29 protein-coding genes are annotated in these 26,479 nt (G+C 71.8%); 16 read left to right on the top strand and 13 right to left on the bottom strand.

Features of this window, described 5'->3' with window-relative positions; translation table 11 throughout:
* Positions 1-9: 9 nt before the first annotated feature.
* Positions 10-798 carry a helix-turn-helix transcriptional regulator gene (locus KOI35_RS25965; RefSeq protein ID WP_215791114.1) on the bottom strand — a complete coding sequence of 263 codons (789 nt, stop codon included), beginning with the start codon at positions 796-798 and terminating at the stop codon, positions 10-12.
* Between the two features lie 50 nt (positions 799-848).
* Between KOI35_RS25965 and KOI35_RS25960 the strand changes: the two genes are divergently transcribed.
* Together KOI35_RS25960 and KOI35_RS25955 are read left to right on the top strand one after the other, a co-directional pair.
* On the top strand, positions 849-1,505 hold the full coding sequence (locus KOI35_RS25960; RefSeq protein WP_215791111.1) for an alpha/beta fold hydrolase: 657 nt from the start codon (positions 849-851) through the stop codon (positions 1,503-1,505).
* Between the two features lie 122 nt (positions 1,506-1,627).
* Positions 1,628-2,746, top strand: a complete 1,119-nt coding sequence (locus KOI35_RS25955) for a flavin-containing monooxygenase (protein ID WP_246613793.1) — start codon at positions 1,628-1,630, stop codon at positions 2,744-2,746.
* 42 nt (positions 2,747-2,788) lie between these two features.
* Here the strand turns inward: KOI35_RS25955 and KOI35_RS25950 are convergent, their stop codons facing one another.
* From KOI35_RS25950 to KOI35_RS25940, 3 genes are read right to left on the bottom strand one after another with little or no spacing between them, the layout of a single operon-like run.
* On the bottom strand, positions 2,789-4,075 hold the full coding sequence (locus KOI35_RS25950; RefSeq protein WP_215791108.1) for a VanW family protein: 1,287 nt from the start codon (positions 4,073-4,075) through the stop codon (positions 2,789-2,791).
* Between the two features lie 53 nt (positions 4,076-4,128).
* A complete protein-coding gene (gene yidC / locus KOI35_RS25945) occupies positions 4,129-4,875 on the bottom strand; it encodes a membrane protein insertase YidC (protein WP_215791106.1) in 747 nt (248 codons plus the stop codon).
* A 54-nt stretch (positions 4,876-4,929) separates the two neighbouring features.
* Positions 4,930-5,196: a DUF6412 domain-containing protein gene (locus KOI35_RS25940; protein ID WP_215791104.1), complete on the bottom strand. Its 267-nt coding sequence runs from the start codon at positions 5,194-5,196 to the stop codon at positions 4,930-4,932.
* A 59-nt stretch (positions 5,197-5,255) separates the two neighbouring features.
* On the opposite strand from KOI35_RS25940, the gene KOI35_RS25935 reads away from it, so the two are divergent.
* From KOI35_RS25935 to KOI35_RS25920, 4 genes are all read left to right on the top strand, one after another.
* On the top strand, positions 5,256-5,807 hold the full coding sequence (locus tag KOI35_RS25935) for a hypothetical protein (protein WP_215791101.1): 552 nt from the start codon (positions 5,256-5,258) through the stop codon (positions 5,805-5,807).
* Positions 5,808-5,822: 15 nt separating this feature from the next.
* On the top strand, positions 5,823-6,605 hold the full coding sequence (locus KOI35_RS25930; protein WP_215791099.1) for a phosphotransferase: 783 nt from the start codon (positions 5,823-5,825) through the stop codon (positions 6,603-6,605).
* 85 nt (positions 6,606-6,690) lie between these two features.
* Positions 6,691-7,635 (top strand): RNA polymerase subunit sigma-70, encoded by a 945-nt coding sequence (locus KOI35_RS25925; protein ID WP_246613792.1) that lies wholly within the window; start codon positions 6,691-6,693, stop codon positions 7,633-7,635.
* Complete coding sequence (locus tag KOI35_RS25920) at positions 7,632-8,006, top strand: DUF6069 family protein (protein ID WP_215791094.1); 375 nt, start codon at positions 7,632-7,634, stop codon at positions 8,004-8,006. Before KOI35_RS25925 ends, KOI35_RS25920 begins: the two co-directional genes overlap by 4 nt.
* On the opposite strand, the gene KOI35_RS25915 is transcribed toward KOI35_RS25920, so the two are convergent.
* Positions 7,994-8,461 carry a hypothetical protein gene (locus tag KOI35_RS25915; RefSeq protein ID WP_215791092.1) on the bottom strand — a complete coding sequence of 156 codons (468 nt, stop codon included), beginning with the start codon at positions 8,459-8,461 and terminating at the stop codon, positions 7,994-7,996. The two genes, KOI35_RS25920 and KOI35_RS25915, sit on opposite strands and share 13 nt — an antisense overlap.
* 38 nt (positions 8,462-8,499) lie before the next feature.
* Between KOI35_RS25915 and KOI35_RS25910 the strand changes: the two genes are divergently transcribed.
* Entirely contained in the window at positions 8,500-9,456 is a 957-nt protein-coding gene (locus tag KOI35_RS25910; RefSeq protein WP_215791090.1) for an NAD(P)H-dependent flavin oxidoreductase, read from the top strand.
* Positions 9,457-9,461: 5 nt separating this feature from the next.
* Here the strand turns inward: KOI35_RS25910 and KOI35_RS25905 are convergent, their stop codons facing one another.
* Complete coding sequence (locus KOI35_RS25905; protein ID WP_215791089.1) at positions 9,462-9,860, bottom strand: hypothetical protein; 399 nt, start codon at positions 9,858-9,860, stop codon at positions 9,462-9,464.
* Positions 9,861-9,935: 75 nt separating this feature from the next.
* On the opposite strand from KOI35_RS25905, the gene KOI35_RS47635 reads away from it, so the two are divergent.
* Positions 9,936-10,400, top strand: coding sequence for a MarR family winged helix-turn-helix transcriptional regulator (locus KOI35_RS47635; protein ID WP_215791087.1), 465 nt, complete (start codon positions 9,936-9,938; stop codon positions 10,398-10,400).
* A 117-nt stretch (positions 10,401-10,517) separates the two neighbouring features.
* Here KOI35_RS47635 and KOI35_RS25895 read toward each other — a convergent pair whose 3' ends face one another.
* Both KOI35_RS25895 and KOI35_RS25890 read right to left on the bottom strand, forming a co-directional pair.
* Positions 10,518-10,895, bottom strand: a complete 378-nt coding sequence (locus tag KOI35_RS25895; RefSeq protein WP_215791084.1) for a hypothetical protein — start codon at positions 10,893-10,895, stop codon at positions 10,518-10,520.
* 739 nt (positions 10,896-11,634) lie between these two features.
* Positions 11,635-11,985 carry a hypothetical protein gene (locus tag KOI35_RS25890; protein WP_246613825.1) on the bottom strand — a complete coding sequence of 117 codons (351 nt, stop codon included), beginning with the start codon at positions 11,983-11,985 and terminating at the stop codon, positions 11,635-11,637.
* Between the two features lie 121 nt (positions 11,986-12,106).
* On the opposite strand from KOI35_RS25890, the gene KOI35_RS25885 reads away from it, so the two are divergent.
* Positions 12,107-12,793 carry a VC0807 family protein gene (locus tag KOI35_RS25885; protein ID WP_215791080.1) on the top strand — a complete coding sequence of 229 codons (687 nt, stop codon included), beginning with the start codon at positions 12,107-12,109 and terminating at the stop codon, positions 12,791-12,793.
* 230 nt (positions 12,794-13,023) lie between these two features.
* On the opposite strand, the gene KOI35_RS25880 is transcribed toward KOI35_RS25885, so the two are convergent.
* Complete coding sequence (locus KOI35_RS25880; protein WP_215791077.1) at positions 13,024-13,659, bottom strand: DUF3632 domain-containing protein; 636 nt, start codon at positions 13,657-13,659, stop codon at positions 13,024-13,026.
* A 24-nt stretch (positions 13,660-13,683) separates the two neighbouring features.
* On the opposite strand from KOI35_RS25880, the gene KOI35_RS25875 reads away from it, so the two are divergent.
* On the top strand, positions 13,684-14,430 hold the full coding sequence (locus tag KOI35_RS25875; protein WP_215791075.1) for an SAM-dependent methyltransferase: 747 nt from the start codon (positions 13,684-13,686) through the stop codon (positions 14,428-14,430).
* Here KOI35_RS25875 and KOI35_RS25870 read toward each other — a convergent pair.
* Genes KOI35_RS25870 through KOI35_RS25850 form a run of 4 tightly spaced genes read right to left on the bottom strand, consistent with a single transcriptional unit; the run spans position 14,427 to position 19,894 of the window.
* Positions 14,427-15,857 carry an alpha/beta hydrolase gene (locus KOI35_RS25870; protein WP_215791072.1) on the bottom strand — a complete coding sequence of 477 codons (1,431 nt, stop codon included), beginning with the start codon at positions 15,855-15,857 and terminating at the stop codon, positions 14,427-14,429. The genes KOI35_RS25875 and KOI35_RS25870 overlap by 4 nt on opposite strands.
* A 34-nt stretch (positions 15,858-15,891) precedes the next feature.
* Positions 15,892-16,779: a DUF5996 family protein gene (locus KOI35_RS25865; RefSeq protein WP_308121153.1), complete on the bottom strand. Its 888-nt coding sequence runs from the start codon at positions 16,777-16,779 to the stop codon at positions 15,892-15,894.
* Positions 16,776-19,208: an MMPL family transporter gene (locus tag KOI35_RS47630; protein WP_246613791.1), complete on the bottom strand. Its 2,433-nt coding sequence runs from the start codon at positions 19,206-19,208 to the stop codon at positions 16,776-16,778. Before KOI35_RS47630 ends, KOI35_RS25865 begins: the two co-directional genes overlap by 4 nt.
* Positions 19,209-19,264: 56 nt before the next feature.
* Positions 19,265-19,894 (bottom strand): TetR/AcrR family transcriptional regulator, encoded by a 630-nt coding sequence (locus KOI35_RS25850; protein ID WP_215791070.1) that lies wholly within the window; start codon positions 19,892-19,894, stop codon positions 19,265-19,267.
* Between the two features lie 86 nt (positions 19,895-19,980).
* Between KOI35_RS25850 and KOI35_RS25845 the strand changes: the two genes are divergently transcribed.
* From KOI35_RS25845 to KOI35_RS25820, 6 genes are all read left to right on the top strand, one after another.
* Entirely contained in the window at positions 19,981-20,313 is a 333-nt protein-coding gene (locus tag KOI35_RS25845; protein ID WP_215791068.1) for an ArsR/SmtB family transcription factor, read from the top strand.
* Entirely contained in the window at positions 20,306-20,728 is a 423-nt protein-coding gene (locus KOI35_RS25840) for an SRPBCC family protein (RefSeq protein ID WP_215791066.1), read from the top strand. Before KOI35_RS25845 ends, KOI35_RS25840 begins: the two co-directional genes overlap by 8 nt.
* A gap of 1 nt (position 20,729) precedes the next feature.
* Complete coding sequence (locus tag KOI35_RS25835) at positions 20,730-21,338, top strand: maleylpyruvate isomerase family mycothiol-dependent enzyme (RefSeq protein ID WP_215791064.1); 609 nt, start codon at positions 20,730-20,732, stop codon at positions 21,336-21,338.
* A 77-nt stretch (positions 21,339-21,415) separates the two neighbouring features.
* Complete coding sequence (locus KOI35_RS25830) at positions 21,416-25,195, top strand: CHAT domain-containing protein (protein ID WP_215791061.1); 3,780 nt, start codon at positions 21,416-21,418, stop codon at positions 25,193-25,195.
* Between the two features lies 1 nt (position 25,196).
* Positions 25,197-25,604 (top strand): hypothetical protein, encoded by a 408-nt coding sequence (locus KOI35_RS25825; RefSeq protein WP_215791059.1) that lies wholly within the window; start codon positions 25,197-25,199, stop codon positions 25,602-25,604.
* A 1-nt stretch (position 25,605) separates the two neighbouring features.
* Positions 25,606-26,478 (top strand): hypothetical protein, encoded by an 873-nt coding sequence (locus tag KOI35_RS25820; protein ID WP_215791057.1) that lies wholly within the window; start codon positions 25,606-25,608, stop codon positions 26,476-26,478.
* Position 26,479: the final 1 nt, after the last annotated feature.

Below are 26,479 nucleotides of genomic sequence, written 5' to 3'. Positions count from 1 at the left end.
GACCCAAGCCTATGACCCGAGGGCTTTCCGCGTACGGGCGTCGGTCGGCACCAGGATCCGCAGACGCAGCCAGGGGGCGTGACTCGGGCGGCTCTGGACCAGCAGGAGGCTGAGCCGGCCCAGGGTCCGGTGCGGGATCTGCTTGTGGGCCGGCTCGATCGCCTGAACGTCGTGGCGCTCCCACCACGTACGGAAAAGGGGGTTGGTCCGGGAAAGCTCCTCGACCAGGGTGACGAAGGCCGGATCGCCCGGGTGCTGGGCGAACTCGGTGCGGAAGTCGAGCAGGTTGGCCAGCGCGGTCAACTGCCAGCCGGGGTCGGACTCGTCCCAGCCACCGCCGCCGAACAGCCACTCCAGCAGGTTGCCGACGTCGCCCAGCACGGCCACGGCGGCCCGGTTGGCGGCCAGCACGTCGAAGCGCGGGCCCAGCGCGAACGCCGGGTGCGGCAACAGGCCCTCGACCAGCGCGGCGGTCTGGTCGTCGAGCGGGCCTGGCGACGGCGGCGGGGACGCGACGCCGGCCAGCCGGAACAGGTGCTCTTGTTCGGACGCGGAGAGCTCGAGGGCGCGGCTCAGCGCGAGCAGCACCTGGTCGGACGGGGTGACGTCGCGAGCCTGCTCGAGCCAGGTGTACCAGGACAGGCCGACGCCGGAACGCTGGGCGACCTCCTCGCGGCGCAGGCCGGGGGTGCGGCGGCGGCTCGTGTCGTCCGGGGGTGGCGGCAGGGCGGCCCGGCGGGTGCGCAGGAAGTCGGCCAGTTCGCGGCGGCGCGCGTCGGGTGGTGGTCGGAGTCCCACGATCAACCATCATCTCCCACTCCGCTTGTCGGCGGCCAATCATCGGACTCATGAACACCTACCTTCTGCTGCACGGCGGCGCCGGATCTCAGTCGATGCGCGCGTTCGCCGATCTGCTGACTCGGCGGACCGGCACGCGCGTGCTCGTCCCGACCCATCCCGGATTCGCGGGCACGGAACGGCCGGACCACCTGGACAGCGTCGCGGCTCTGGCCCGCCACTACGACACGATGCTGGACGAGCAGGATCTGCACGACGTGATCGTGATCGGCAACTCGATCGGCGGCTGGGTCGCGGCCGAGATGGCGCTGCTCGGCAACCCGCGGCTGGCGAAAGTGGTGCTGGTGAACGCGGTCGGCCTCGACGTGCCCGAGCAACCGGTCACCGACGTGTCGAACCTGACCGGCGCTCAGTTGGCCGCGTTGTCGTTCCACGCGCCGGAGAAGCGGCCGGTCGGGCCGGGTCCGGATGTGGGGGCGCTGCGCGCGTACACCGGAATGCGCATGACCGACCCCACCCTGCGCGAGCGGCTGGCCGGTGTGAAGGTGCCGGTCCACGTGGTGTGGGGCGCCTCGGACGGCATCGTCTCGCCCGCCTACGGACGGGCCTGGGCCGACGCCATCGCGGGGGCCGGGTTCACACTGCTGCCCGAGGCCGGGCACCTGCCGCAACTCGAGGCGCCGGAACGGCTTCTGGCCCTTGTCTGACCGTCTTCTGGCCCTTGTCTGACCGTCTTCTGGCCCTTGTCTGACCGTCTTCTGGCCCTGACCGTCTTCTGGCCCTGACCGTCTTCTGGCCCTTGTCTGACCGAACGTGCACACTGCTGCGCATGGCGAACGTGATGGTGCTCGGCGCGGGGGCGGCCGGTCTCGCGGTGGCCGCGCAACTCAAACTGCGCGGTGTGGACAGTGTGGTGCTCGAACGCGGTCCGGGGGTGGGCACGAGCTGGCGCGGGCGCTACGACCGGTTGCGGCTGCACACGATCCGCGGGTTGTCGGGGCTGCCCGGGTTCGGGATCCCGCGCGAGTACGGGCGGTGGGTTCGCCGGGACGACCTGGTGCGCTATCTGGAGGCGTACGCGGAACGCTTCGATCTTGATGTTCGCACCGGCACCACCGTGACCCGGGTCAAACCGGGCGGCGACCGGTGGGCGGTGCAACTGAGCGATGGCGGCGAACTGACTGCGCGAACGCTCATTGTGGCGACCGGCTACCTGCACACGCCGGTGGTGCCGCCGTGGCCCGGGCTCGACACATGGACGGGTTCGCTCACGCATTCGGCGACCTACCGCAACGCCGAACCGTTCCGGGGCAAGCACATGCTCGTGGCCGGCGTCGGCAACAGCGGGGCCGAGATCGCCACCGACCTGGCCGAGGGCGGCGCCGCGTCGGTCCGCATCGCGATCCGCACGCCCCCGCACATCGTCCGCCGCTCCATGGCCGGCTGGCCCGCGCAGATGAACGGCCTGCTGCTCGGCGGCCTGCCCGAGCCGGTCTTCAACAAACTGGCCGCGACGATGGCCCGCCTGGAGGTTCCCGACCTTTCCCTGTACGGGCTCAGCCGCTCCCCCATCGGCCTCAAGACGCGCCTGCGCACAAGTCGCTACGTGCCGTTGCAGGACGTGGGCATCGTCCGCGACGTCCAAGCCGGGCGAGTGCGCCCGGTGGCCGCCGTGCAGTCGTTCACCGAGTCGTCCGTGCAGCTGGCCGACGGCACGAGCGTGCAGCCGGACGCGATCGTCGCCGCCACCGGCTACGCCACCGGACTGCGCGAACTGTTCGACGATCCGGCGCTGTTCGATGACACCGGTGTCCCCCGGGTGCACGGCGGGGCGTCGGCCCGGCCCGGCCTGTATTTCCTCGGCTACGACGTGACCCTGGGCGGCATGTTGCGCCAGGCCGCGATCGAGTCCCGCCGGGTGGCCCGGAGCGTGCGCAACGCCCTTTGAGCGGGCCGCGCGGCCCGCTGTCGCTCGGCGGCCGGCTGCCGCTCAGTCCAGGCCGCGATACGTCCAGTTGAGGGTGTTCGTTCCGGTCACCGTGCCGTCCTGGGTGATCGTGCGCTTCACGGTGATGCGGAAACCGCCGTTGTCGCGGGGCTGCCGGGCGCCGGTGACCGACGCCACCTCGCGGTCGCCGGTGTGGCCGTAGATGCCGACCGTCACCGACGTGTCTGTCGTGCGGGCCCGGATCACGAACGGCGCCGACGTGTCGTTGTGGATGACGTTGTCGATCGAACGCCAGTCCAGCGTCGCCTCGCGGCCGGGTGGGTAGCGGCTGATGTAGAGCGAGTGCGGCTGGTGCTTCTGGATGTCGAGGCCGGCGAACCAGGCCGCGTTGAACAGCGTCGTCGAGAACTGCGAGACGCCGCCGCCGAACTGGTCCTCGAGTTCGCCGTCGACGATGGCCGGAGCGGGCACGAAACCGGCGGCCCGGGTGCGTTCGCCGGCCGTGTCGTTGAGCGAGAAGGTCGCCCCGGCCGGCACCACGGTGCCGTCGACGAGTTCGGCGATGCGGTGGATGTTCGTGACGCGCGGGGCGCAGCACGGGTGGTAGGTGGTGAACGTGCCGATCAGTTGGTCGACGCCGGCGAGCTTCGGGGTGTCGTCGCCCGGCGCCAATGTGCGTACGGGAACGCTCATCTCGGTTTTGCCCGCAAGGACAGCTTCACTCAGCAGACGCGCGGCATCGCTCACGTCCACGCCGCGGCCGGGCTCGCCCTTGTCCAGGGTCACCCCGCGGTCCGAGGCCTGGTAGGCGAGGTCGCCCTTGCCGTCGAGCACGGTCCGGGGCGCGGCCAGCGTGACCGACGCGTTGCGGGCGGGCTGATTGACCGGAGCGAGCAGTTTGGTGAGCGCGGCGCTCACTGTGGCGTCATCGACGGTCAGCGAAGGGGCGACATCGTGACGCCCGCCGCCGGGCAGCCGCAGCCGGGTGGCCCCCAGGTCGCGACGGGTGGCGTCCACGTCCAGCCGGACGCCGATCGCACCGGGCCGGGCGGTAAATGTCTGCGTGCCCACCACCAGAGAGACCGGCTGCTCGACCTTGTCGCGCACCGGCCCGTCCAGCGCCGCGCGCACCTGCTGATCGTTCAGGCCGCCGACCGGCACACCGGCGACGAACGTGTTCGCCGGCACCACCGAACCGGGCCGCACGAGCAGCACGCCGACCCCGACCAGCAGCACCAGCACCGCGATCCCGATACCCAGGGCCCACCGCCGCCCCGGCCTGCGGGGCGGCGGTACGGCCGCGGTCGCCGTCCACCGTTCGTTCGCCATGCGTTGATCATGCGGGACCGGGGCCGTCGTGCCATCCGTCGTGTGACTGCCGTCTACGCCGAAGCCGTCGAAAGCGCCGGATATCGCCGCATCAGCCACGCCTGCTGGCCGAGCGCGAACAGGTTCTGCGTCGTCCAGTAGAGCAGGATGCCGACCGGGAAGATGACGCCGCTGACCAGCAGCGAGGCCGGGATCCCGTACGTCATCAGACGCTGCGCCAACCGCTGGGTCGGGTCCTCGATCGGCGCGTTACGGATCATCGACATCCGCATCGTCAGGAACGTGGTCGTCACCATGGCCGCGATCAGCACCGCGGCCACCAGGGCACCGCCGCTGGAGAAGGTCGAGGCGAGCGGCGCGCCGAGCAGCGTGGCGTGCGACGCCTCCTGGAACTGGGTGACCGTCCAGCCGTACAGGGTCTGCGCGGCGGGGTCGGTGATCGTCGGCCGCAGATGACGCAGCACGTGGAACAGCCCGAGGAAGATCGGCACCTGGATGAGCAGGGGCAGGAAGCTTCCGTACGGGCGAACGCCCTCACGCTTGTAGAGCGCGCTGACCGCCGTGCCGAGCGCCCGGATGTCCTGGCCGTGCTCGGTGCGCAGCGCCTGCACCTCGGGCTGGAGGCGCTGCATCTTGCGCTGTGACCGGAACTGCCGGACGAAGAGCGGCAGCAGCGCCACCCGCACGGTCAGGACGACGAAGACGATGGCGGCGACCCACGACCAGTTCGGGCCGAGGAAGTCCCACCACGACTGCCAGAGAAGGAGGAGCTGGGAGATGCCGGAATAGACGAAGGACACGACGGAACCCCTGTCGAGAGAACGGACTGCGGGCCAGGGGCGGCCGCGATGAAGCTAGGCGGCCGCCAGGGGCCGCGCGGTGGGTCCTCTCGGGCGGGTGCGCCCGGGTGCGTCGGGATCGCGATAACGGGGCACACCGGTCTTGTCGGCCCGGCGGCGCAGCGCCAGCCCGATGATCGCCGAGTCGCCGGGCCGGGCGGGCCGGACGAGCACCAGCAGGACGGCGGCCAGAGCCGCGATCACGAGGACGCCGGCCAGCTTCGACGGCCCGGCATCGGTCAGCATGCTGACCAGCCACCAGATCGCGCTCAGCCACGTCATGCCCGAAACCATAGCGCGCCCCCGCCACGCCATCGGCCCCCGTACGCAACGATGGGGTCGTGACGACGCATGAGCAGCAGCCGCGCCTGGGCGACCGGCTCCTCCGCTACCGGGCCGACGAGTCGCTGAGCGGCGAGCGGGCCGCCGCCCGGATCTCGGCCTACGTGTACGGCAACATCCTCGTCTTCGCGACCCTGGTGCCGCTGAGCGACGAGGACGTGGCGCACGGGCACGCGCTCACGCTGACGCTCGGGGTGGCCGTCTCGACCTACCTGGCCCACGTCTTCGCCGAGATCGTCGGGCACAACGCCCGGGCCGGCGCCTCGATGACCCGCGCCGACGTCATCCACGAACTGCGCGACTCCACCCCCATCGCCACCTCGGCCGTGGTGCCGTGCCTGCTGCTGGCGGCGGCGTGGGCGGGCTGGATCGAGGGCGGCAACGCGATCCAGATCTCCGAGGTCTACCTGATGATCCGCATCGCGCTCATCGGCTTCCTGGTCCAGCGCCTGCGATCCGAGCGCCCGTCCTTCCGGACGCTGCTGGCCGGCGTCCTGCTCGCGGTCGTGGCGGCCGGGATCTCCCTGGTCAAAGCGCTGCTGGGGCACTGATCCGTGGACCACACGATGCGCGCTCTGCGGGTCGTGCCCCGCACTCTCGACGGGCGGCTGGAGTCACGGTCGGGCGCGGGCGTCCGCCCGGTGACCACCGCCGACGGCGCGCCGGCGTACCTGAAGGTCGGCGCCACCCGGCATGAGCTGCGCTTTTATCGCGAGAGAGCCGACGATTCCCCCGTACGGGTCCCCGCGCTGCTCGACAGTCTCGAGCTCGGCGACGACGTGGCGCTGCTGCTGGCCGACGCGGGCCGCCCGGTTGACGTGACGCAGTGGACGGACGTCATGTGGGCCGAACTGTTCCGTGATCTGGCCGCGCTGCACGCGCTGCCGCCGTGGTCGAGCGGCCCGGATCCGCTGTCCGAGCCGGCCGGCCGGGCTGCCGTCGAGTCGTTCTGGCGGCCCGCGCTTCCCCGGCTCGACGAGATCCTGGGCGCCGCCGATCGCCTGCGCGCGGACGTGGTGGCGCCCCCGCCCGCTTTCGTCCATGGCGACTGCCACACGGACAATCTCCCGTACGGGAAGGATGGTCTGGTCTTCTGCGACTGGGCGGCGGCGGGCACCGGACGGGCGTCGTCCGACCTGGCGCTGCTGAGCGTGCGGGCCACACCGGCCGGCGTCACCGTCCCGCTCGACGGCTATCCGGCCGGGCCGGAGCTGCGACGGGCGATCCTCGCCGAGGAACTGGCGATGCTGGTGTTCGAATGGCCGAAGTACGCCGGGTACAACACGCCCGAGGGCAACGCCCGCATCCAGGAGCGCGCCCGCCGGCTCGCTGCTTCGTACCTGCGGTGACTCGCTGTTTCGTCGCTAGTGATGACTTCTTCCGCCCGCCGCCGTCATACCTACGACGGAGATGACGCGACGGGAGAATGCCATGATGACTGCGCCGTTCGAGAGGCTGACCGAACCGCACCGGCGGGAACTGCACGTGCACTGCTACCGGATGCTCGGGTCGTTCGAGGACGCCGAGGACACGGTGCAGGAGACGTTCCTGCGGGCCTGGCGGCGGCGGGAAACCTTCGAGGGCCGGTCCACGTTCCGTGCCTGGCTCTACCGGATCGCCACCAACGCCTGCCTCGACCTGCTGGCCAAGCGCCGCCCCGAACCCGCGACCGGCGGCGAGGTGCCGTGGCTGCAGCCCTACCCGGACAGGCTGCTCGACGAACTGCCCGCCGGCGACGCCGAGGAGCCCGAGGCCGTCGCCGTGGCCCGCGAGACGATCGAACTGGCGTACCTGGTCGCGGTCCAGCATCTGGCGCCGCGCCCGCGGGCCGTGCTGATCCTGCGCGACGTGCTCGGCTGGCCCGCCAGGGACGTCGCGGAACTGCTCGGCGACTCGGTCAACTCGGTGAACAGCGCCCTGCAGCGGGCCCGGGCCGGCATGCGCGAACACCTGCCCGCGTCCCGGCAGGACTGGAACGGCGGCACCGACGACGCCGCTACGCGTGACCTGGTGCGCCGCTTCACCGAGGCCAGCGTGGCCAAGGATGTCGACGGCCTCGCCGCCCTGCTGCGCGACGACGTCCGTTGCTCGATGCCGCCCACACCGGGCCTGTTCCTCGGCCGCGACGCGGTGGTGCGCGACTGGCTCGGCGACGGCTTCGAAGAACTGGGGCACCTGCGCACGGTCCCGACCTCGGTGAACCGGCAGCCCGCGGTCGCTTTCTACCTCTGGCGACCACCGGACGGGGCCTACCTCCCGCTCACGATCGACGTCCTGGGCGTCACCGGCGGGGCGATCGCCGAGATCGTCACGTTCGACCACACCCGGTTCCCGAGCCTCGGACTGCCCGAGCGCCTGACCGCGGACGGCCCGCAGTGATCCGCACCGGCGTGCTCGCCACGCTTGCCGCCGTGCTGGCCACCACCCTCGCTGCCGCGCTGGCCCAGGCGGCCGGCGTCCGCTTCGAGATCCCCGCCGGCGGCGAGACCATCCCGCTGCCCGGGTTCGCCGTGGTGACCGGCGTCTTCTCGGTCGTCGGCGTGATCATCGCCGTCGCCCTGCGCCGCTGGAGTTCGCGCCCCGCCCGGCGATTCGTGTGGACGGCCGGGGCGCTGACCGCCGTCTCGCTGATCCCGCCGTTCATCGCGGGCGCCACCACCGCCACCGTCATCGCCCTGATCGCACTGCACCTGGTCGCGGCCGCGGTGATGATCCCGGCGCTGGGCCGCCGCCTGGCTCAGGGCTCGTAGGTCAGATCCATCGTGTCGGTGTGGCCCGACCAGGCCAGACTCACATGCCAGCAGCCGGCCCGGGGCAGGTCGACGATCGACGGCCCCGGCCCGCCGGCCACCTTCTGCTCGGCGCGGACCGTGGTGCCGGCCAGCTCGGCGGTGATCTGCAGGTCGCCGCCGCTCTGGACCGGCTCGCGCGACACCCACAGGATCTTGTTGCTGCGGTCCTCGCCGGGCGGGCTCACCAGCGGATACCCGAACACGATGGCCACGATGTCACCCCGGTCGCCGTAGACCTGCCGGGTGCCGCTGCCGTCGTAGTTGAACCCGCCACGCGCCCATTCCGGCAGGGCCCCCGTCTTCACCGGCGACCCGCACGGCTGGGCCGACGACGACGTGGGCGCCGCGGCCGGCGGTTTCGTGGCCGTGCAGCCCGCCAGCATCAGCAACACGACGGCGAGGACGATTCTCATACCTGGCTGACACCGCCGGTCCGTCCTAGGTTCCAGACATGGCCCTGTCCACGGCGTTCACTGAGCTTTTTCCCGTACGGCACCCGATCGCCCTCGCCCCCATGGGCGGCTCGGCCGGCGGCGCCCTGACCGCGGCGGTCTCCCGGGCCGGCGGGCTCGGCCTGCTCGGCTCGGCCGACGGCGAACCCGAATGGCTGGCCCGCGAGGTGGCGGTGGTCCGGTCGAGCACCGACCAGCCGTGGGGTATCGGCCTCCTGACCTGGGCGATCGACCGCGCCGCAGTCGACCGGGCCCTCGCCTGCGAACCCCACGCGATCATGTTCTCGTTCGGCGACCCCACACCCTTCCTTGATCCCGTACGACGTTCCAGCGCGACCCTGATCCTCCAGGTCACCGATCTCGAGGAGGCCCGGCGCGCGATCGACCTGGGCGCCGACGTGATCGTGGCCCAGGGCACCGAGGCCGGCGGTCACGGCTCCGCGCGCGGCCGTTCCACGCTCCCGTTCGTCCCGCTCGTGGCCGACCTCGCCGGCCCGATCCCGGTGCTGGCCGCGGGCGGCATCGCCGACGGGCGCGGTGTCGCCGCCGCCCTGGTGCTGGGCGCGGCCGGTGCCCTCATCGGCACCCGGTTCCAGGCCACCGCCGAGTCACTGGCCGACCCCGCGACCGTCAAGGCGATCCTGGACGGGCGCGGCGCCGACACCGTACGCAGCACTTTGCTGGACGTGGTGCGCGGCTCCCGCTGGCCGTCGGCCTACACCGCCCGCACGCTCGGCCACCCGCATCTGGACCGCTGGCGGGGCCGCGAACCCGAGGCTGCCACCGACCCGCAGGCCCGCCTTGCCTACGCCGACGACCTGGCAAAAGGCGCCATCCCACCCCAGCCGGTCTGGGCCGGCGAGGCGGTCGACCTGATCACCGACGTGCCCTCGGCCGCCGACCTGGTCGCCGCGATGGCCCGCCAGGCCGAGGAGGCGCTGACCCGCTTCGCCTGAGACTCCTAGCGATGTTCGCGGACCTTGGCGAGCGGCCAGCCGGCGAACTCCGCCACGTCCTCGTCCGACGTCGTGGCCGCGAACAGCCATTCCTCGACCGCGCGCCCCAGCGAGGACGGCACTCCCGGCGTGCCCGGTTCGGGGCCGGGGACCTCGGCGTACAGGCAGTCGGCGTGATAGGTGCCGGTGAGCGCCACGGACAACCCGGCCGGCCCGTCGTCGCCGCGGGCCAGGACCGCGCCGGTCAGCCAGTCGCGCAGTTCCCAGCCGGTGGCCGAGGTGCGCACATCCTGCACGACCGGCCGTCCGGTGCGGACGATCTCGTGCGCACGCCGGCGGCGGGCCTGGTCGGCCAGGAACGGCGCTTCGAGCAGTTTCCGGACATGCAGGCGGACGAGGTCCATGACGGCCACCGTGTACCCTCCTGCTAGGCAATCTAGTAGCTAGATAATCTAGCTAACGGCGAAGGGCAGCGACAAGTGGTCGAAGATCTGCAGGCAAAGATGCCCGGACTGCCCGACCTGGACGACGCCACGGTTGCCGTGCGCGACTTCATCGGCGCCTCGCGCGACCTCGTGGTGCGAATGGCCCGCGTCATGGGCATGAACGCCAACGACATGGCCGCGATCGCCATGCTGACGTTCGAGGGCGCCATGGGTTCCACCGAGCTGGCGGGCCGGCTCGGCATCAGCACCGCGTCGGCCACCGCCCTGGTCGACCGCCTGGAAAGCGGCGGAATGATCGAACGTGTCCGCGACACCCACGACCGCCGCCGGGTCACACTCACCGAGACGGGCGCAGCCCGGGCCACCAGCCTCGAGGCGTGGCTGCCGGCCATCATGCGGATGGACGAGATCTGCCGCACGTTGAGCGAAAGCGAGCGAGCCTTCACGATCGACCTGCTCGCCCGCCTGCAGACAGCCATGGACGCAGCAGCCCGCTGACCCCCAATCTGCGTGCGCGCGATTGCACGATCACGTCCATCCGCGCATCCAGCCAGCGCCGCCACCCGCCGCCGCTCGAGACTGCGCGCCGTTCACGCAATCGCGTCCATTCCCACATCAGGCCACCGCAGCCGCCCGCTGACGTCCGGGACTGCGCGCCAATTGCGCGACCACGTCTGTTCGCGCATCGAGCCACCACAGCCGCCCGCCGACGCTCCGGACCTGCGCACCGCCCGCCACCCGCTGACGTCCGCGACTGCGCGCCAATTGCGCGACCACATCCATTCGCGCATCGAGCCAGCGCCGCCGCCCGCCGACGTCCGGGACTGCGCGCTGGCTGCACGACCACGTCCGTTCGCGCATCGCGCCGCCCGCCGCCGCTCCGGGACTGCGCGCCGATAGCGCGACCAAACCCGTTCCCGCATCGAGCCAACGCAGCCGCCCATTGACGCCCGGGACTGCGCGCCGATAGCGCGACCACATCCGTTCGCGCATCAAGTCAGCGTCGCCGCCCGAGATGAGCGCCGTGAAGGGGACGCGCGGAACTGAGCGAACTGCTCGGACTGAGCGAGACGCCGAGCGAAGCGTGCAGGCCGAGCGGTCCGCGCGGGCCACCGAGCGAAGCACGCAGACTGAGCGAACCACCGAGCGAAGCACGCAGGGTGAGCGAGACACCAAGGGAGCCGCGCAGATTGAGCAAACCGTGCAGACTGAGCGGCCGCCGAGCACATCGCGCACGCTGAGTGGGTCGGGCAGGGTGAGCGAGCCACCGAACGAAGCCTGCTGGCAGAGCGGACCGCGCAGCCTTAGCGAGCCGCCCAGACTGAACGGCCGCCGAGCACTTCGCGCACGCCGAGTGGGTCGGGCTGGGGTGAGCGAGCCACCGAACGGAGCCTGCTGGCAGAGCGGACTGCGCAGCCTGAGCGAGCCGCCCAGACTGAGCGGCCGGCGAGCACGTCGCGCACGCCGAGTGGGTCGGGCAGGGGTGAGCGAGTCACCGAGCACATCGCGCAGGCTGAGCGAACCGCCGAGCAAACCGCGCACACTGAGCGAACCGCCCAGACTGAGCGAGTTACCGGAGTGCATCGCGCGGGTCGAGCACACTGAGCGAGCCACCGAGCGAACTTCGCAGGCTGAGCGAAGCGCGCAGACTGAGCGAGCCGATGCGCGAACCGCGCAGAACGCGTGTCGCAATCCGGACGGGTGGCGCGGGCTCGGTGGGCGGGCCGGGACGTCAGTCGGGGGTGACCAGGCCCTGCAAGCCGACGACTATGGCGATCAGGCCGAAGATGGCCAGCAGCAGGGCGGGCGGTGCCTTGCGGCGGGTCAGGCGGTCCCAGAGCAGGGCCACGCCGACCAGGATGCCGACCACCTCGAAGTGGAAGACTCGCGGGCCGTCGAACAAGTGCACCAGCAAGTAGAAGCCGCCGGCCACCAAGGCGATGATGCCGACTATCCAGCCGAACGGCGCTGCCCGGTCGGCGGCGCGGCCTAGGCTGTCGCCGGCTCGGGGTACGCGGCGCAGCAGCGAGATGGCGAGCAGGAAGCCGCCCACGATGTTCGCCAGGTCGAGCAAGAGGGCCATGATCACGCTCATCGTCGTACCCGGGAGCGCTCCCAAAGGAAACATCCGTCGATCGGTGGACAACCACGGTCACCGGGTCGGTCGTCCCGCGGGGCGGGCCCCGGCGACGACGATTCTCGGTATGAACAGCGGAATCGCCGCCATGATGCGGTCACTCGCCTGGGACCTCGGTCTGCCGGTCGCCACCTACTACGCGCTGCACGCTCTCGGCGCGAGCGACACCAGTGCGCTGCTGGCCGGGACGGTGGCAGCGGGCGTACGGATGGGCTGGGTCGCCTGGAAAGCGCGCACGATCAGCCCGTTCTCGGCCGTGATGGCCACGATGTTCGGGGTCGGGCTGGTGTTCACGCTGATCACCGGGGATCCGCGCTGGATGCTGGTCAAGCACTCGATCATGTCGGCCGGCATCGGGCTGATCTTCGTAGGCTCGGCGCTGTTCGGGCGGCCGCTCACGCTCGCGGCTCAGCAGAGTTTCCAGCCGAAGAAGGCCGAAGAGCTTTCCCACGCGTACGCGTCCAACCCGCGCATCCGCCGCGGCCACTCCATCGCGTCGCTGGTCTGGGGCGCGGGGTTGCTGACCGAGGCGCTGGTTCGCGGCGTGCTGGTCTACATGCTCCCGATCGACGTCATGGTCGGACTGTCCACCGCGCTCACCGTCGTCACGTTCGGCGCCCTGTTCGCGTGGAACGCCCGCTACATCGCCACCGCCCGCCGCCGCCGCGCCGCCAACCCCGAGCCCTCCACCGCGCCCGAGCCCGCCACCTCCCCGGAGCCGACCGCCGCGCTCGAGCCGGTCGCCACACGATGACGCCGCCCGCCACACGACGACGCCGCCGCACAATGACGCCGCCCGCCGCCCGCCGCCCGCCGCACGACGACGCCGCCCGCCGCACGACGACACCGCCCGCCACACCATGACGCCGCACGACGCACGACGACGACAGCCACTGCACGAAGACGACGGCCGCATCCGGACGATGGAGAGGGCGCTCGGCGCCGGGAAGTCCCGCCGCCGGCCAGCCGAAACCCGCCGCTGACTCAGAGAGCGCCCCGCATGATCTGCTTGTCGAAGCGGCGCACAGCCCGGAAGCCGGCCCGCGCCACCGGGTCGTCCGAGTCGGCCAGGCTCTCGAGGCGGCTTCGCCAGAAAGTCCAGCGCGGCACGTTGAACCCGCCCTCGGCGAGGCCCTCGCGGGCCGCCAGTTCGTGCAGCCGCCCCGGGCCGGGGCCGAACGTGCGCCGGTGCAATGTTGCGTTCACCAGTTCGGGTCCGCAGTGTTCGAACCATTGCACGGCGGCCGGCAAGTGGAGGCGTACGGGGCAAAAGGTCTCCAACGCGGTGCCGATCGACCACAGACCGAACAGAGAGAAGTCGACGCCCGCGGCCGTCAACCGGGCCGCGAAAGCGTTGAGCCGGGTCCACGATTCGACGCTGCGATCGTCGGGCGGCACCAGATTCCATTCCTCGCGCATCTGCGCCCCGAAGAGCGGCAGATCAGCGAACAAAGCGTTTCCCCGTACGCCGATCAGCAACCCGACCAGCGAGGCCTGATCGGTCGACGGGTCGACGGCAGCGTCGACGACCTGTTTCCACAGCGCCCAGAGCAGACCGGACAGTTCTTCCCCGCTCGCCCCGGACGCGGCGATCCGGTCGAAGGATTCCTGCAGAAGCATGGAACGGACCCCTATGGTGTCGTGATGAGCACCTTCGATACGAGCGTGCCCCATCCGGCCCGGCGCTACGACTACTGGCTCGGTGGTAAGGACAACTTTGCCGCCGATCGGGAGTCGGGTGATGCGATCGCCGCGCAGTTCCCGGGGATTCGCACGGCGGTGGTCGAGAATCGGCGGTTCCTGCGCCGCGCGGTCCGGATGCTGGCCGCCGACGAGGGAGTGCGTCAGTTCCTCGACATCGGCACGGGACTGCCGACCGCAGGCAATACGCACGAGATCGCGCCCGAGGCCCGGGTCGTCTACGTCGACAACGATCCGCTCGTGCTGACCCACGCCCGGGCCCTGCTGACCGGCGCCACCTCGTACATCGACGCCGACCTGCGCGACCCGGCGACGATCCTCGAGCAGGCCCGCGAGACCCTCGACTTCGAGCGGCCGATCGCCGTGATGCTGCTGGCCGTCCTGCATTTCGTGCCCGACGAGGACGACCCGTACGCCAAGGTCCGTTCGTTTGCCGAGGCCTTGGCGCCGGGCAGCTTCGTGGCCATCTCGCACGCTTCGGGCGACTGGCTGCCGCCCGAGGTCGTCGCCTCGATCACGTCCGGCCGGCACGGGACGGGCCGCCTGCGGTCGCGGGCCGAGGTCACCCGCTTCTTCGACGGTCTCGACCTGCTGCCGCCCGGGGTGGTCCCGCTCCCCGACTGGCGGCCCGGACCCGAAAAAGTGGAGGCGGCCGAGGTCTCGATGTACGCCGGAGTCGCCCGAGTCTAGGCGCAGTACTTGTCGTGCGCCGGGCGCGACCCGCTGACCAGGAACGCGGTGACGGCGTCGTTGCCGCACGGGTTGGCGCCGAACACGTACGCGCCGTGGCCGCCCTGGTCGATGGTGACCATGCGGGCCCGCTCCCCGAAGGCCGTGCGCAGCTTGCGGGCGTTGACCAGCGGCGTTCCGGGGTCGCGCTCGTTCTGCACGAGCAGCACGTTGCCCGGGCCACGGCCGGTGATCCGCACCTTCTCGACCGGCTTCCACGGCCAGTACGCGCAGGCCGAGATGTTGGCCGCGGCGGCCCCGATCAGCGGGTAGCGGATCCGGTCGACCGCCACGTCGTGCTGGTAGCTGTGCACCGACCGCGGCCAGCTGGAGTCGTTGCAGATCACGGTGAGCCGGGCGGCCACGGTGTTGTCGGTCGCGGGCGGCGGCGGGACCGCGGCCGGCGGTTCGCCCTGGTCGAGCGAGGTCCACACGGTCGCCAGGGCCTCGAACCGGCCGTCGCTGTAGATGTGGTCGAACGTGAGCCCGCGGAAGATCGAACCGTCGATGCCGGCCACCGGCGCCCGGTCCAGTTCGGCCGCCAGCCGGTGGTAGGTCCTGGTCACCTGGGCCGGAGTCGTCCCGAAGCCGAGGGCGGGCCGGGCCGCGACGTACTTCGCGAAGTCGGGGAACCGGTCCTGCATGCCTCGCCCGAACGCGCGCATCGCCGTGATGTCGTAGCCGTCCGGACCGAGGTTGCTGTCGAGCACGATCCGGTCGCTGCGCTGCGGAAACAGCGTGGTGTAGACGGCACCCAGGTACGAACCGTAGGACGCCCCCAGGAAGGACATCCTGGGCTCACCCAGTGCGGACCGGATGCGGTCCATGTCGCGGGCCGTGTTGGCCGTGGTGACGTACGGCTGCATCCACGCGGTCTCGGAGCTCGCGCACTGGGCGGCCTCCTGCCGGGACAGCGCGGCCTGCTTCACCACGTCGGCCGGGCCGTTCGCGTAGGGCAGGCTGCCGACGGCCATCTGTTCCTGGGTCAGGTCGCAGGTGACCGGCGTGCTGCGGCTGACGCCACGCGGGTCCATGCCGATGATGTCGTACGCGTCACGCACGCTCGACGGGAGCGGGGCGGCCGCGTTCGGGTCGGTGAGCACGAGCGGGTAGGCCTGCCCGTTGACGCCGGGGCCGCCCGGGTTGGTGAGCAGGATGCCACGCCGGCGCTCCGGATCCGTGCTTCTGATCCGCGAGATCGCCAGCTCGATGGTGCGGCCGTCCGGGTTCCGGTAGTCCAGCGGAACCCGGATCGTCCCGCACTGGATCTGCGGCGGCGGGGCCTCGCCCGGGCACACGCCCCAGGTCAGCCCGTTGTCGGGGGCCGCGGCCGGCACCGTTGCCGTGGTCGCGGCGAGAGCAAGAGCAACCAGTGCTGATGTCCACATGGCATCCAGCAGAAACGATGCCGTCGCGGCACGGTCAAGCGGACGGGCCGGGCCAGTCGGCCAGCTCGGCGGCGGCCGCGGCGGTCGAGCGCAGGAACGTCAGCAGCGTCTCGTCCGGGTCGGGCGAATCGGCGACGGTCTCATAGGGCAGCAGGCATTCGCGCAGAGCCTGGTCGTAAGAGGCGGCATTGCGCTCGGCATAGCCCGCGGGCTCCGGATAGGCGTACGCGTAGAACGCCCCTTCCTCGCCCCCGCCCGGCCAGAAACCGAAACTGGCCAGCTCGTGCGAATAGCCCTCCTGCATCACCCACGGCGGGCAATTGGGCGCGCCACCGGGGTGCGGCGGCGCGACCCGGCCCGAGAAACGTGTGTAGGCCAGATCCATCGCACCCCAGAAGAAATGCACCGGGCTCGCCTTCCCGGTGAACTCGGACCGGAACACGCTGAACACCCGCTGCGCCTGCAGAAGCTGCCGCCAGAACAGGCGCGCGGCCTCTCCGTCGTACGCGCAATGCTGCTCGTCCTCGGCGAACGGGATCGCATTCTCGACCTCGTTGGGCACCGGATGGATCCGCGGTTCGATTCCCAGTTCGGCCAGCGCGCCCAGGGTTTCGCGATAGAACTCGGCCACCGATTTCGGCGCCAGCGCCACCTCGCGGGAACGGCCGTCGGTCGTGCGCACGTGCAGCCGATGGTCGAGGAAGTCGAATTCCAGATCAAACCCGTTTTCCCCGTACGGGATCAGCCCCGTCCCCATTCCCCGGGCGCTCACATAAAGCGTGACGTGCCACCAGTGATTGACCGGCGGGGCGTACGCCATCCGGATCTTCCCGACGATCTGCGTCCACATGTGCAGCGTGTCGCGGGTGTCGGTCCAGTCCGCCACGCGCAGCCGCGGCCAGCTGTTGATCTCGTTCGTCACGGCTCAAGCTTGCCAGACCGCAGCGCGGCGCCCTCCACGTCGACGTCGGGCAGGATGCGGTCGAGCCAGCGCGGCATCCACCACGCCGACCGGCCGAGCAGGTGCATCACGGCGGGGATGAGCAACATCCGTACGAAGAAAGCATCGGCCAGCACGCCGAACGAGAGCCCGAAACCGAGCGACCGGATGATCGCGGTGTTGGAGAAGATGAACCCGCCGAACACCGAGATCATGATGATGGCGGCCGCGACGACGACCGTACGGCCGGCCCGAACGCCCTGCCGCACGGCCAGTTTCGCCGGGGCGCCGTGGGCATAGGCCTCACGCATGCCGGAGACCAGGAACAGCTGGTAGTCCATGGCCAGCCCGAACAGGATGCCGATCAGGATGGTGGGCAGGAAACTGAGCACCGGATTCGGGTCGTGCACGCCGAACACGCCGCCCAGCCAGCCCCACTGGAAGATCGCGGTCAGCCCGCCGAACGTGGCGAACAGCGACAGGATGAAACCCAGGGTCGCGGTGACCGGTACCAGGATCGACCGGAACACGAAGATCAGAATGATCAGCGACAGTCCCAGGACCAGGCCCAGGTAGCCCGGCAGCGCGTCGGAGAGCTGCTCCGAGATGTCGATGTTGCCGCTGGCACTGCCGGCCACACCGAGCCGCACATCCACCGGCAGGGGCGAAAGATCCCGCAGTTCCCGTACGAGTTGTTCGGTGGACCCGCTCGACGGCCCGTCCGCCGGAATCACCTGGAACGCGAACAGCGTCTTGTCGGCCGACTGCCCGATCGGGGCGACGGCGGTGACGTCGTCCACGGCCAGCAGCGTGTCGGCGATGCGGACCTGCTCGGCCACGGCGGCGGCCTGCTCGGTGACCGGCTGGGGCACGTCGGCCACGATGAGCAGCGGGCCGTTGACCCCGGCGCCGAACTTCTCCTCGATCAGCTTGTAGGCCTGGTACTGGGTGGAGCTCTCGGCCTCGGAACTGCCGTCGGGCAGCCCGAGCCGCATCGACAGGGCCGGGACGGCGATCGTCAGCAGAACGGCCAGCCCGCCCAGCACGGTGAGGATCGCGCGGACGTTGCTCATCGGCTTGTCCGCGGCACCGCGCTCGGGCGCCCGATGCGCGCCGGTCGTCTCCGCGTCCGTATCGCTCGTCGCGTCCTGACCCGTCACGCCCTGACCCGTTTCGGCCTGACCCGTTTCGGCCTGACCCGTCGCGGGCGGTTCCGCTGAGGCGTGGCGGGCGGCGGCCGGGCGTTGCTTGCGGCGCAGGATGCGCGGACCGAGCAGCGACAGGATCGCCGGCGTCAGGCTGATCGCGAGCAGCACGCTGACCGCCACGCAGATCGCGCCGACCGTGCCCATCAGTCCCAGGAACGGAATGCCGGTGACGTTGAGCGCGAGCAGCGCGACCAGCACGGTCGAGCCGGCGAACACGACGGCGTTGCCCGACGTGCCGTTGGCCAGCCCGATCGACTCGGCCAACGGCACCCCGTCGAGCAACTGGCGGCGATGCCGGTTGAGGATGAACAGGCAGTAGTCGATGCCGACGGCCAGACCGAGCATGACGCCCAGCACCGGCGTGATCGACAGCATCTCGACGACACCGCTCAGCGACAGCGCGGCGGTGACCCCGATCGCCACCCCCACCAGGGCGCTGACGATCGGCAGGGCGGCCGCCACGACCGTACCCAGCATGATCATCAGAGTGATGGCGGCGATCACGACACCGGCGACCTCGCCCACGCCGAGGATCTCGGGGACGCTCTGCGTGATGTCGTTGGAGAAGTCGGCCTCGACCCCGTCCGGCACCTCCCGGCTGACGTGGTCGACGACGCTCTGCTTGGTCTCCGGCGTGACGTCGAGGCGGCGGTCGCTGAAGATGACCTGCGCGATCGCCGTCGTGTTGTCGGCCGACACCGTGCGGACCTGGGACGACAGGTCGAGCAGCCGCTGCGAGTCGTCGAGTTGTTTGACGCGCGGTTCCAGAAGCTTCTGCTGTTCGGGTGGCAGCTGAGCCCGGGCGTCCTCGAGCTGCTTCCGGCCGTCGGCGATCTTCGCGTTCTGTGCGGCGAGCTGTCCGGCCGTCGCGAACGGGTCGGTCGTGGTCGCGACCCCGTCCAGCTCGGCGGTGCTCTTCAACACCGAGGCGATTCCCGTACGCTGCGCCTCCGTGAACGCCGTTCCGTCGGTGGTGTGGAAGACGACCGCCCCATTACCGCCGCTCGCGGCCGGGAACCGGTCGGCCAGCTTCTTGCTGACCTCTTCGGTGGCCGTCCCCGGGATGTCGACCTGTGACGACAGCGTGCCGCCGAAGGCGAAGTAGCCGCCGACAGTCAGTCCCAGGACGACGGTCCACGCGACCACGACGGTCCAGGCGCGGCGGGCGCAGAAGCGCCCCAGGCGGTACAGCAACTCGGCCATGCCGGCGTTCTCCTGAAGGGTGGGAAAGAAAGCCTGAAGGTGGGAAAGGAAAGAAATCAGTAACCAGTACGGATGTTGTCGACGAGTCGATCGAGCAGTTCGCTCCAGAGCGCGCGGGCCGGCTCGTCGGTGGTCGCCCCGGTCGCGGCGATCCAGTGGTGGGCGATCACCTCGGTGCCGTGCATCAGCGAGCTGACCAGCAGTTCGGCTTCGAGGGGATCCCGTCCGGCGTTGCGCTCGGCGAGTTCCCGGGCGAGGTCTGCCGTCGTACGGGAAAAGGTCGCCTGAAAGATCTGCTGCGGCCGCGGATCGTCGACGCCGAAGCCACCGAGCGCCTGCCACAGGAACGCGATGGTGCTGGGCACGTCGGTCGCCCGCAGCGCCGCGGCCACCGTCTCGAACATCTCGGCCCGGCTGCCCGGCTCGAACGGCCGCGCGCTGACCTGGGCCCGGAACGACTCGATGACCACGCCCAGCACCTCGGTGCAGGCGGTGGTGACCACGTCGTCGATGGACGCGAAGTGGTTGAAGATCGTCCGCCGGGACACGTCGGCCCGCTCGGCCAGCTGGTCGACGCTGAACCGGGTGCCGTCGGCGATCAGCTGCTGGGCCGCGTCGAGGATGGCCCGCCGGTGCCGTGCCTTGAGCGCCGTACGCCGGTCGGGCGGCCCGAGATCGATCACCATGATCGTTACACTAAATGCAGCGTTGCACTTCGTGCAAATTCATTGTTCAAGTTGACGCTTGATAAAGCGAGTGCTTGAGTAAGCGCATGGATCAACGGCTCGACGCGGTGTTCACGGCGCTGGCCGACGCCACCCGGCGCGACATCGTGGCCCGGCTGAGCGCGGGCGACGCGACGGTCAAGGAGCTGGCCGAGCCGTACGCGATGAGCCTGCAGGCCGTCTCGCAACATCTGCAGGTGCTCGAGCGGTCGGGTCTGATCAGCCGTGGCCGGCACCGGCAGACCCGGCCGTGCCGCCTCGAGCCGGCCGTCCTCGACGAGGCCCTGGCCTGGATCGGCGAGAGCCGCCGCACCTGGACCGAGCGCATGGACCGTCTGGAGAACCGCCTGGTCCAGCTGCAGGAGAGCCGCGATGACTGACGAGGGGATGCTCTATCGGCGGGTGCTGCCGGCGCCGCGCGAGCTGGTCTGGCGCTGTCTCACCGAGCCGGCCGAGCTCGCTCATTTCTGGGGGCCGCGCGGCATGCACACCCCGCTCGACGGCATCGTCGTCGAGCTGCGGCCGGGCGGCCGGTTCGAGACCCTGATGATCGGCGAGCACGGCAGCTACCGGATGGTCGCCGCCTTCACCGAGGTCGACCCACCGGCCCGGCTGGCCTGGCACGAGCCGGCCAACGGCATGCGCACCACGACCACGCTCGACGACCTGGGCGACGGCACCACCGCGGTCGTCATCCACCAGCAACCGGCGCCGCCGCCCGAGTCGCGGGCCGGGTTCCTGACCTCGCTCGACAAGTTCGCCGAGCACCTGACCCACCTCGTACGGGGAGACTGACATGCAGGCTCTGGTGGCACCGACGTACAACCGGCTCGCCGACGTCCTGACCGACGCGCCGTGGGACGCGCCGTCGCTGTGTGCGAAATGGGCGGTCCGCCACGTGGTCGCCCACGTGACGATGCCCGCCCGGTTGACGCCCGACCTGTTCGCGGCCGAGATGGCCGCCGCGCGCGGCGATTTCGGGGTGCTCTCCGACACCGTGGCCGCCCGCGACGCCGAACTGCCGGCCGACGTCCTGCTCGCTCAGCTGCGGTCACCCGAGCTGCACGCGTGGCAGCCACCCGGCGGCGGCGCGGCGGGCGCGCTGAGCCACGCCGTCATCCACTCGCTCGACATCACGGTGGCCCTCGACCGCCCGGCCGTCGCCCCGCCCGAGGCCGTGACCGCCGTGCTCGACCTGATCACCGAAGCACGCGGCACCTGGTTCGGTATCGACCTGACCGGCGTCCACCTCGAGGCCACCGACCTGAACTGGCAGTGGTCCGACGCCGAACCCGTTGGCCCGCCCGTCCGCACCGACGGCGGCTCGCTGGTGGCCGTGCTGAGCGGCCGTACCCTCCCGGACGGCCGTGGCCTGCCGCGAGTTGGGCGTTTGCACTCCACCTGATTGCTGTCAGGTGCTCGACTGCGCCTCGCGACGGCCGCGATCACGCTCGTCGGAGCGCGGCGACAGCGAGGTGAACGATGCGGCGGCTGGAGAAGGACGACGGTTTCGCCGAGACGCGACTGCTGATCGCGAACGATCTGCTGCAGCGCGGCGACGATCTCGACCGGGCCGTCACGCTGCTGGACGAGGCCGTCACCATGGATTTCGCGTACCGGTCGAGCGCGCTGACGCTGCTCGGCCGGGCGCTCGAACTGAGCCGGAACGGCACCGGCGATGCCGAGCTGCTGCGCCGGCTGGTCGACGTGGACCGGCAGCTCGCCGAGCTGCCGGAGAGCGGCCGCACCGAGCTGATGAACCTCTCGATCGACCTGCTCGGCTGGTTCCACGCGGGCGGCGGGCCGGGTCTGCTGGACGAGGCGGTGACCGCCCTGCGTCAGGCTCTGACCGCCCCGCCGGTCGACGATCCGAGCGAGGCGATGTGCTGGTTCGAGCTCCTGGTCGTGCTCCGGACGCGGTTCGAGCGGGCCGGCGACCCGGACGACCTGGAGCAGGCGATCGCGGCCGGCCGGTCGGCCGTGGCGGCCGCCGCACCGGCGGATCCCGACTGGTCGAAGTACCACTCCGGACTGGCCGGCCTGCTGGCTCTGACCGGTGACGCCGGGCATGTGCCGGAGACCACCGACCGGCTTCGGGAAGCGGTCCGGCACACCAGCCCGGCCGACCCGGGGTGGTCGGTCCGGCGCGGCCGGCTGGCCGGGCTGCTGGAGGAGGAGTACAACCGCACCGGCCGGCCCGAACTGCTCGACGAGTTGATCGAGGTGCTGGCCGAGCCCGGCGCCCCGGAGGACGCGGCGTTCCTGGCCGGCCTGGGCGCGGCCCGGTGGGAGCGGTTCGAGCAGGCGGGAGACGAGGCCGACCTCGACGCGGCCGTGGCGGCGGCCCGGCGGTCGCTCGCCCTGTCCCCGCCGGCCGAGGCCGATGCGGGTGAGATGCGCTGGTCGGCCTCGCGCGTGCTGTCGGCCGCCGACCAGCGGCGCCAGGACCCGGGCCTGCTCGGCGACGCGATCGCCGCCGGCCGGGCCGCGGTCGCGGTGATGGACGCCGACAGTGACGATCTCGGGCCCCGGCTCATCACGCTGGGTGCGTTGCTGACCCGGCGCTTCGACCGGGACGCCGATCCGGCCGACCTCGACGAGGCCATCGTCCACGAGGAGCGGGCCGTGTCCGCGCCCGGTTCTCCGGTCAACCGCCGGCTGATCCTCGCCCTGGATCTGCGGCAGCGGTTCGCCCGAGCCGGCGACACCGCCGACCTCGAGCGGGCCGTGGCGCTGATGGCCGAGGTGATGGAGCACCGGGGCCGCGACGACGAGCTCGGCCAGGCCGAGTCGGCGCTCCTCGCGGAGTCGATGAGCACCCTCCGCGACCATCTGAACAACCTGACCGGCCGGGACCTGGCGGTCCGGGCGGCTCGGCGCGACCTCGAGCACGCGGAGGAGAGCCGGCGGGTGATCGCGTCGGGGCGTCTGGGCGAGGCGCTCTGGCTTCGCTTCGAGCTGACCGGTGACGTCGCCGATCTGGAGGAGTCGATCCGGCACACCCGGGTGGCGGCCGGGCTGGCCGAGGAGAGCAGCCGGGCGTCCCTGCTGGCCGACGTCGGCCGGCGGTTACGGATGTGGTTCGAGAGCACGGGCGACCTGGCCGTCCTGCGCGAGGCGATCGACACGATGCGGCAGGTCGTGAACGAGGCCGCCCCGGACGACCCGGAGATCGGTGGCTATCTCGGCGCGGCCGGGCTGGCGTTCGAAATGTACGGCGAACGCGCCGGACTCCCCCATCTGCTGGAGATGGCCACCGGCTACTTCCGGGACGCGGTGGCGATCACGCCCGAGGACGGGGATGCCTACCTGCTCCGGGCCGGCAACCTCGCCCGGCATCTCTCCGCCGAGGCCGCCCGGACCGGTGACCCGGCCCTGGCCGGCGAGGCCGTCGAACAGCTGCGCGAGGTCGTCGGGCGGACCGGGGCCGGCGACCCCCGCCGGCCGCTGTACCAGTTGAATCTCGGCCAGGCCCTGCGCACACGGTTCCGGCTCGGGCTCGACCCGGACGACCTCGACGCGGCGGCCGGCGTCACGCGCGACGCGCTGGCCGCGCTCCCGGACGGGCATCCGGCCCAGCCGAAGGCACGGATCAACCTGGGCCACATCCTGCGCGCGCGCTTCGAGCTGACCGGGGACGCCGCCGACCGGGACGGTGCGATCGCCGCGTACCGGGAAGCCACGTCCGCCGCCGGCTCCGATCCGGAACTGCGCGTGCGGGCCGCCCGCGACGGGGCGCTCGCGGCGGCCGAAGCCGGGCAGTACACCGAGGCGCTGGCCGGGTTCACGGTCGCGGTCGAGACACTCCCGTCGATCTCCCCGCGCAACCTGGGCCGCGACGACCAGGAACACCGGTTGCAGGGATTCTCCGGCCTGGCCGCCGTGGCCGGCTCGGCCGCGCTCGACGCCGGCGACCCGGACCGCGCCGTCCTGCTGATCGAGCAGGCCCGCGGGATCCTGCTGGCCCAGGAGATGGAGACCCGCGGCGAGACCGCCGGCCTGGCCGAGCACTACCCGGCGATCGCCGCCGAGTTCGAGTCGGCCCGCCGGGAGCTGAACCGGTCGCCGGAGGAGGACGGGACCGGCACCGCGCACCAGGCGAGCGCCGACCGGCGCCGGCGCGCGCTGGCCTGGAGCGATCTGCTGGACCGGATCCGCGCGCTGCCGTCGTTCGACCGGTTCCTGCTGCCGCCGACCCTGCCCGAGCTCATCGGCGAGGCGGCCGAGGGGCCGATCGTCCTGCTCTCGACCGGCCCGGACCGTTCGGACGCGCTCGCCGTGACAAGCGGCGGCGTCCGGCACGTCCCGCTGCCGGGGCTCGGCGCCGGCGTGGTCCGCGACCGGGTCCGCGACTTCCTCGTCCTGCTCGAGACCCTGGACCGGCGGGACCTGCCGTTCGCCCAGCGCTACGCGGCGATCCAGGCGATGAACGGTTTCCTCGGGTGGCTGTGGGACGCCGCGGCCGGTCCGGTGCTCGACGCCCTCGGCTGCGACGGCGACCCGGTGCGGCGGGTGTGGTGGGCACCGGCCGGGCGGCTCGCGTTCCTGCCCTGGCACGCGGCGGGCCATCACGACCGCCGGGACGAGCGACCGGCCCCGGCGTGCCTGGACCGGGTCGTCTCGTCGTACACGCCGACGCTGCGGACGCTCGTACACCTGCGCGCCCGGTCGCTGCGGTCGGCGCCCGCCGGGTCGTTGCTGATCGGGATGGCCGAGACGCCGGACGCGGGGTCGTTGCCGGGCGTGCCGGGCGAGATCGCGGACCTGACCGCGCTCCTGCCGGACGCGGTGGTGCTGTGCGACCGGGACGCCACCCGCGACCGCGTGCTCGATCATCTGACCCGGGCGTCGCTGGTGCACTTCGCCTGTCACGGCGTCAGCGTGCCCGACCGTCCGTCGGCGAGCCGGCTGCTCGTGCACGACCACGCCGACCGGCCGCTCACCGTGCTCGACATCGCCCGGCTGCACCTCGACCGGGCCCGGCTGGTCTATCTGTCGGCCTGCAGCACCGGGCAGGCCTCGGCCCGGCTCACCGACGAGGCCATCCACATCACGTCGGCGTTCCAGCTGGCCGGGTTCCCGCACGTCATCGGCACGATGTGGACGGTCGACGACCTCGCGGCGGCCGATCTCGCCCGGGGCTTCTACGCGCGCCTGCCCGACGGACCGGCGGTGGCCCTGCACAGCGCCGTCCGCGCGGCGCGCGACCAGGCCCCGGACCGGCCCGACCTGTGGGCCGCCCACCTGCACGCGGGGGTATGACATGGACGATTCCCTGCTCGACGCCGTCCGGATGGCCCGCTCCCACCTGGCCGATCTGGTCGCCGACGGCGAGTCGGCCGACCGGCTCGACGACCGGCTGGCCGGCCTGCTGCGGCGAGCCGCCGCCGGCACGGACGTCACCACCGAACTGGAGAACGCCCTGGCCTCCGAGGCGATCGTCCGGGCCTGGGTGGCCGACGTCCGCCGCGACCCCGAACTGTGGCCTCCCGACCTGCGACCGGGCCGCCGCGGGGCCGCCTATACGGCACTGCCCGGCGAACCCGGCCCGATCGGGGCTCCCCGGTACGGCTGCCCCCACCCGGACCGGGACTACTACTGGTTCCGCCGGCACGTCGCGCAGCCGATCCCGGAGTGCCCGACCCACCGTCTGCGCCTGGTCCGGGGCTGACGTGCTGGCCGGCTTCTGGACCTCGGTCGGCGGGAAGCTGGCCGAACGCTGGCTGACCGTGTCGGCCGGCGCGCTCGTCTACTGGCTGGGCGTGCTCGGCGCCTGGACGCTCGGGCACGGCGGCACCGCCGGGTTCGAGCGCGCACTCGACCGGCTGGGCACGCGGCCCGCCGCGGTGCAGGTCGTGGTGCTGGCCGGCGCGCTGCTGGTGGTGGCCGGAACGGGCATCGTCGTCCAGGCCCTCGCCCATCCCACGATCCGCGCGCTGGAAGGGTACTGGCCGGCCTGGCTGGACCGCCCGCGCAGCGTGCTCGTGGCCCGAGCGCAGCGGCGCTTCGACCGGGAGGATCAGCAGTGGCAGGAACGGGCCACCGGGGCCGAGCAGCCCGACCCGACGATCCGCCGCTGGCCGATGGATCCGGAACGGATGATGCCGACCCGGATCGGCAACATCCTGCGGGCCGCCGAGGGCCACCCGGCCGACAAGTACGGCCTCGACGGCATCGCCCTCTGGCCGCACCTCTGGCTGCTGCTCCCCGAGCCGGCCCGCCAGGAGATCGCGGCGGCCCGGGCCGGGCTGGACGGTGCCGCCCGGTTGTTCCTGTGGGGACTGCTCGCGCTGCCGCTGGCCGGGTGGACCTGGACCGCCGTACCGGTGTCGTTGCTGGCCATGGCGGCCGCGGTGCGCTGGCGCGGACCGGCCGCGGCCATCGTCTACGCCGACCTGGTCGAGGCGTCCTACGACCTCTACCGCACTTCGCTGTACGAGCAGATGCGCTGGCCGCTGCCGGCGAATCCGCGACAGGAACGGGCCGAGGGCCGCCGGCTCACCGAGTACGTGTGGCGCGGCCCCGACGACGAACCGGAGCAGTGAC

Source organism: Paractinoplanes bogorensis (genome assembly GCF_018829635.1).
Taxonomy (GTDB): Bacteria; Actinomycetota; Actinomycetes; order Mycobacteriales; family Micromonosporaceae; genus Actinoplanes; species Actinoplanes bogorensis.
Note: the sequence above shows the minus strand (reverse complement) of the source record. Positions and strands in the feature narration are given on the sequence as shown.

What these genes read in the sequence shown, in the direction of transcription:
- KOI35_RS25960 (WP_215791111.1), top strand. Translation starts at nt 849, where the DNA reads ATGAACACCTACCTTCTGCTGCACGGCGGCGCCGGATCTCAGTCGATG.
- KOI35_RS25955 (WP_246613793.1), top strand. Translation starts at nt 1,628, where the DNA reads ATGGCGAACGTGATGGTGCTCGGCGCGGGGGCGGCCGGTCTCGCGGTG.
- KOI35_RS25950 (WP_215791108.1), bottom strand. Translation starts at nt 4,075, where the DNA reads ATGGCGAACGAACGGTGGACGGCGACCGCGGCCGTACCGCCGCCCCGC.
- KOI35_RS25940 (WP_215791104.1), bottom strand. Translation starts at nt 5,196, where the DNA reads ATGACGTGGCTGAGCGCGATCTGGTGGCTGGTCAGCATGCTGACCGAT.
- KOI35_RS25930 (WP_215791099.1), top strand. Translation starts at nt 5,823, where the DNA reads ATGCGCGCTCTGCGGGTCGTGCCCCGCACTCTCGACGGGCGGCTGGAG.
- KOI35_RS25925 (WP_246613792.1), top strand. Translation starts at nt 6,691, where the DNA reads ATGACTGCGCCGTTCGAGAGGCTGACCGAACCGCACCGGCGGGAACTG.
- KOI35_RS25915 (WP_215791092.1), bottom strand. Translation starts at nt 8,461, where the DNA reads ATGAGAATCGTCCTCGCCGTCGTGTTGCTGATGCTGGCGGGCTGCACG.
- KOI35_RS25910 (WP_215791090.1), top strand. Translation starts at nt 8,500, where the DNA reads ATGGCCCTGTCCACGGCGTTCACTGAGCTTTTTCCCGTACGGCACCCG.
- KOI35_RS25905 (WP_215791089.1), bottom strand. Translation starts at nt 9,860, where the DNA reads ATGGACCTCGTCCGCCTGCATGTCCGGAAACTGCTCGAAGCGCCGTTC.
- KOI35_RS25895 (WP_215791084.1), bottom strand. Translation starts at nt 10,895, where the DNA reads ATGCGCGAACGGATGTGGTCGCGCTATCGGCGCGCAGTCCCGGGCGTC.
- KOI35_RS25890 (WP_246613825.1), bottom strand. Translation starts at nt 11,985, where the DNA reads ATGGCCCTCTTGCTCGACCTGGCGAACATCGTGGGCGGCTTCCTGCTC.
- KOI35_RS25885 (WP_215791080.1), top strand. Translation starts at nt 12,107, where the DNA reads ATGAACAGCGGAATCGCCGCCATGATGCGGTCACTCGCCTGGGACCTC.
- KOI35_RS25880 (WP_215791077.1), bottom strand. Translation starts at nt 13,659, where the DNA reads ATGCTTCTGCAGGAATCCTTCGACCGGATCGCCGCGTCCGGGGCGAGC.
- KOI35_RS25875 (WP_215791075.1), top strand. Translation starts at nt 13,684, where the DNA reads ATGAGCACCTTCGATACGAGCGTGCCCCATCCGGCCCGGCGCTACGAC.
- KOI35_RS25870 (WP_215791072.1), bottom strand. Translation starts at nt 15,857, where the DNA reads ATGTGGACATCAGCACTGGTTGCTCTTGCTCTCGCCGCGACCACGGCA.
- KOI35_RS47630 (WP_246613791.1), bottom strand. Translation starts at nt 19,208, where the DNA reads ATGGCCGAGTTGCTGTACCGCCTGGGGCGCTTCTGCGCCCGCCGCGCC.
- KOI35_RS25850 (WP_215791070.1), bottom strand. Translation starts at nt 19,894, where the DNA reads ATGGTGATCGATCTCGGGCCGCCCGACCGGCGTACGGCGCTCAAGGCA.
- KOI35_RS25845 (WP_215791068.1), top strand. Translation starts at nt 19,981, where the DNA reads ATGGATCAACGGCTCGACGCGGTGTTCACGGCGCTGGCCGACGCCACC.
- KOI35_RS25840 (WP_215791066.1), top strand. Translation starts at nt 20,306, where the DNA reads ATGACTGACGAGGGGATGCTCTATCGGCGGGTGCTGCCGGCGCCGCGC.
- KOI35_RS25835 (WP_215791064.1), top strand. Translation starts at nt 20,730, where the DNA reads ATGCAGGCTCTGGTGGCACCGACGTACAACCGGCTCGCCGACGTCCTG.
- KOI35_RS25830 (WP_215791061.1), top strand. Translation starts at nt 21,416, where the DNA reads ATGCGGCGGCTGGAGAAGGACGACGGTTTCGCCGAGACGCGACTGCTG.
- KOI35_RS25825 (WP_215791059.1), top strand. Translation starts at nt 25,197, where the DNA reads ATGGACGATTCCCTGCTCGACGCCGTCCGGATGGCCCGCTCCCACCTG.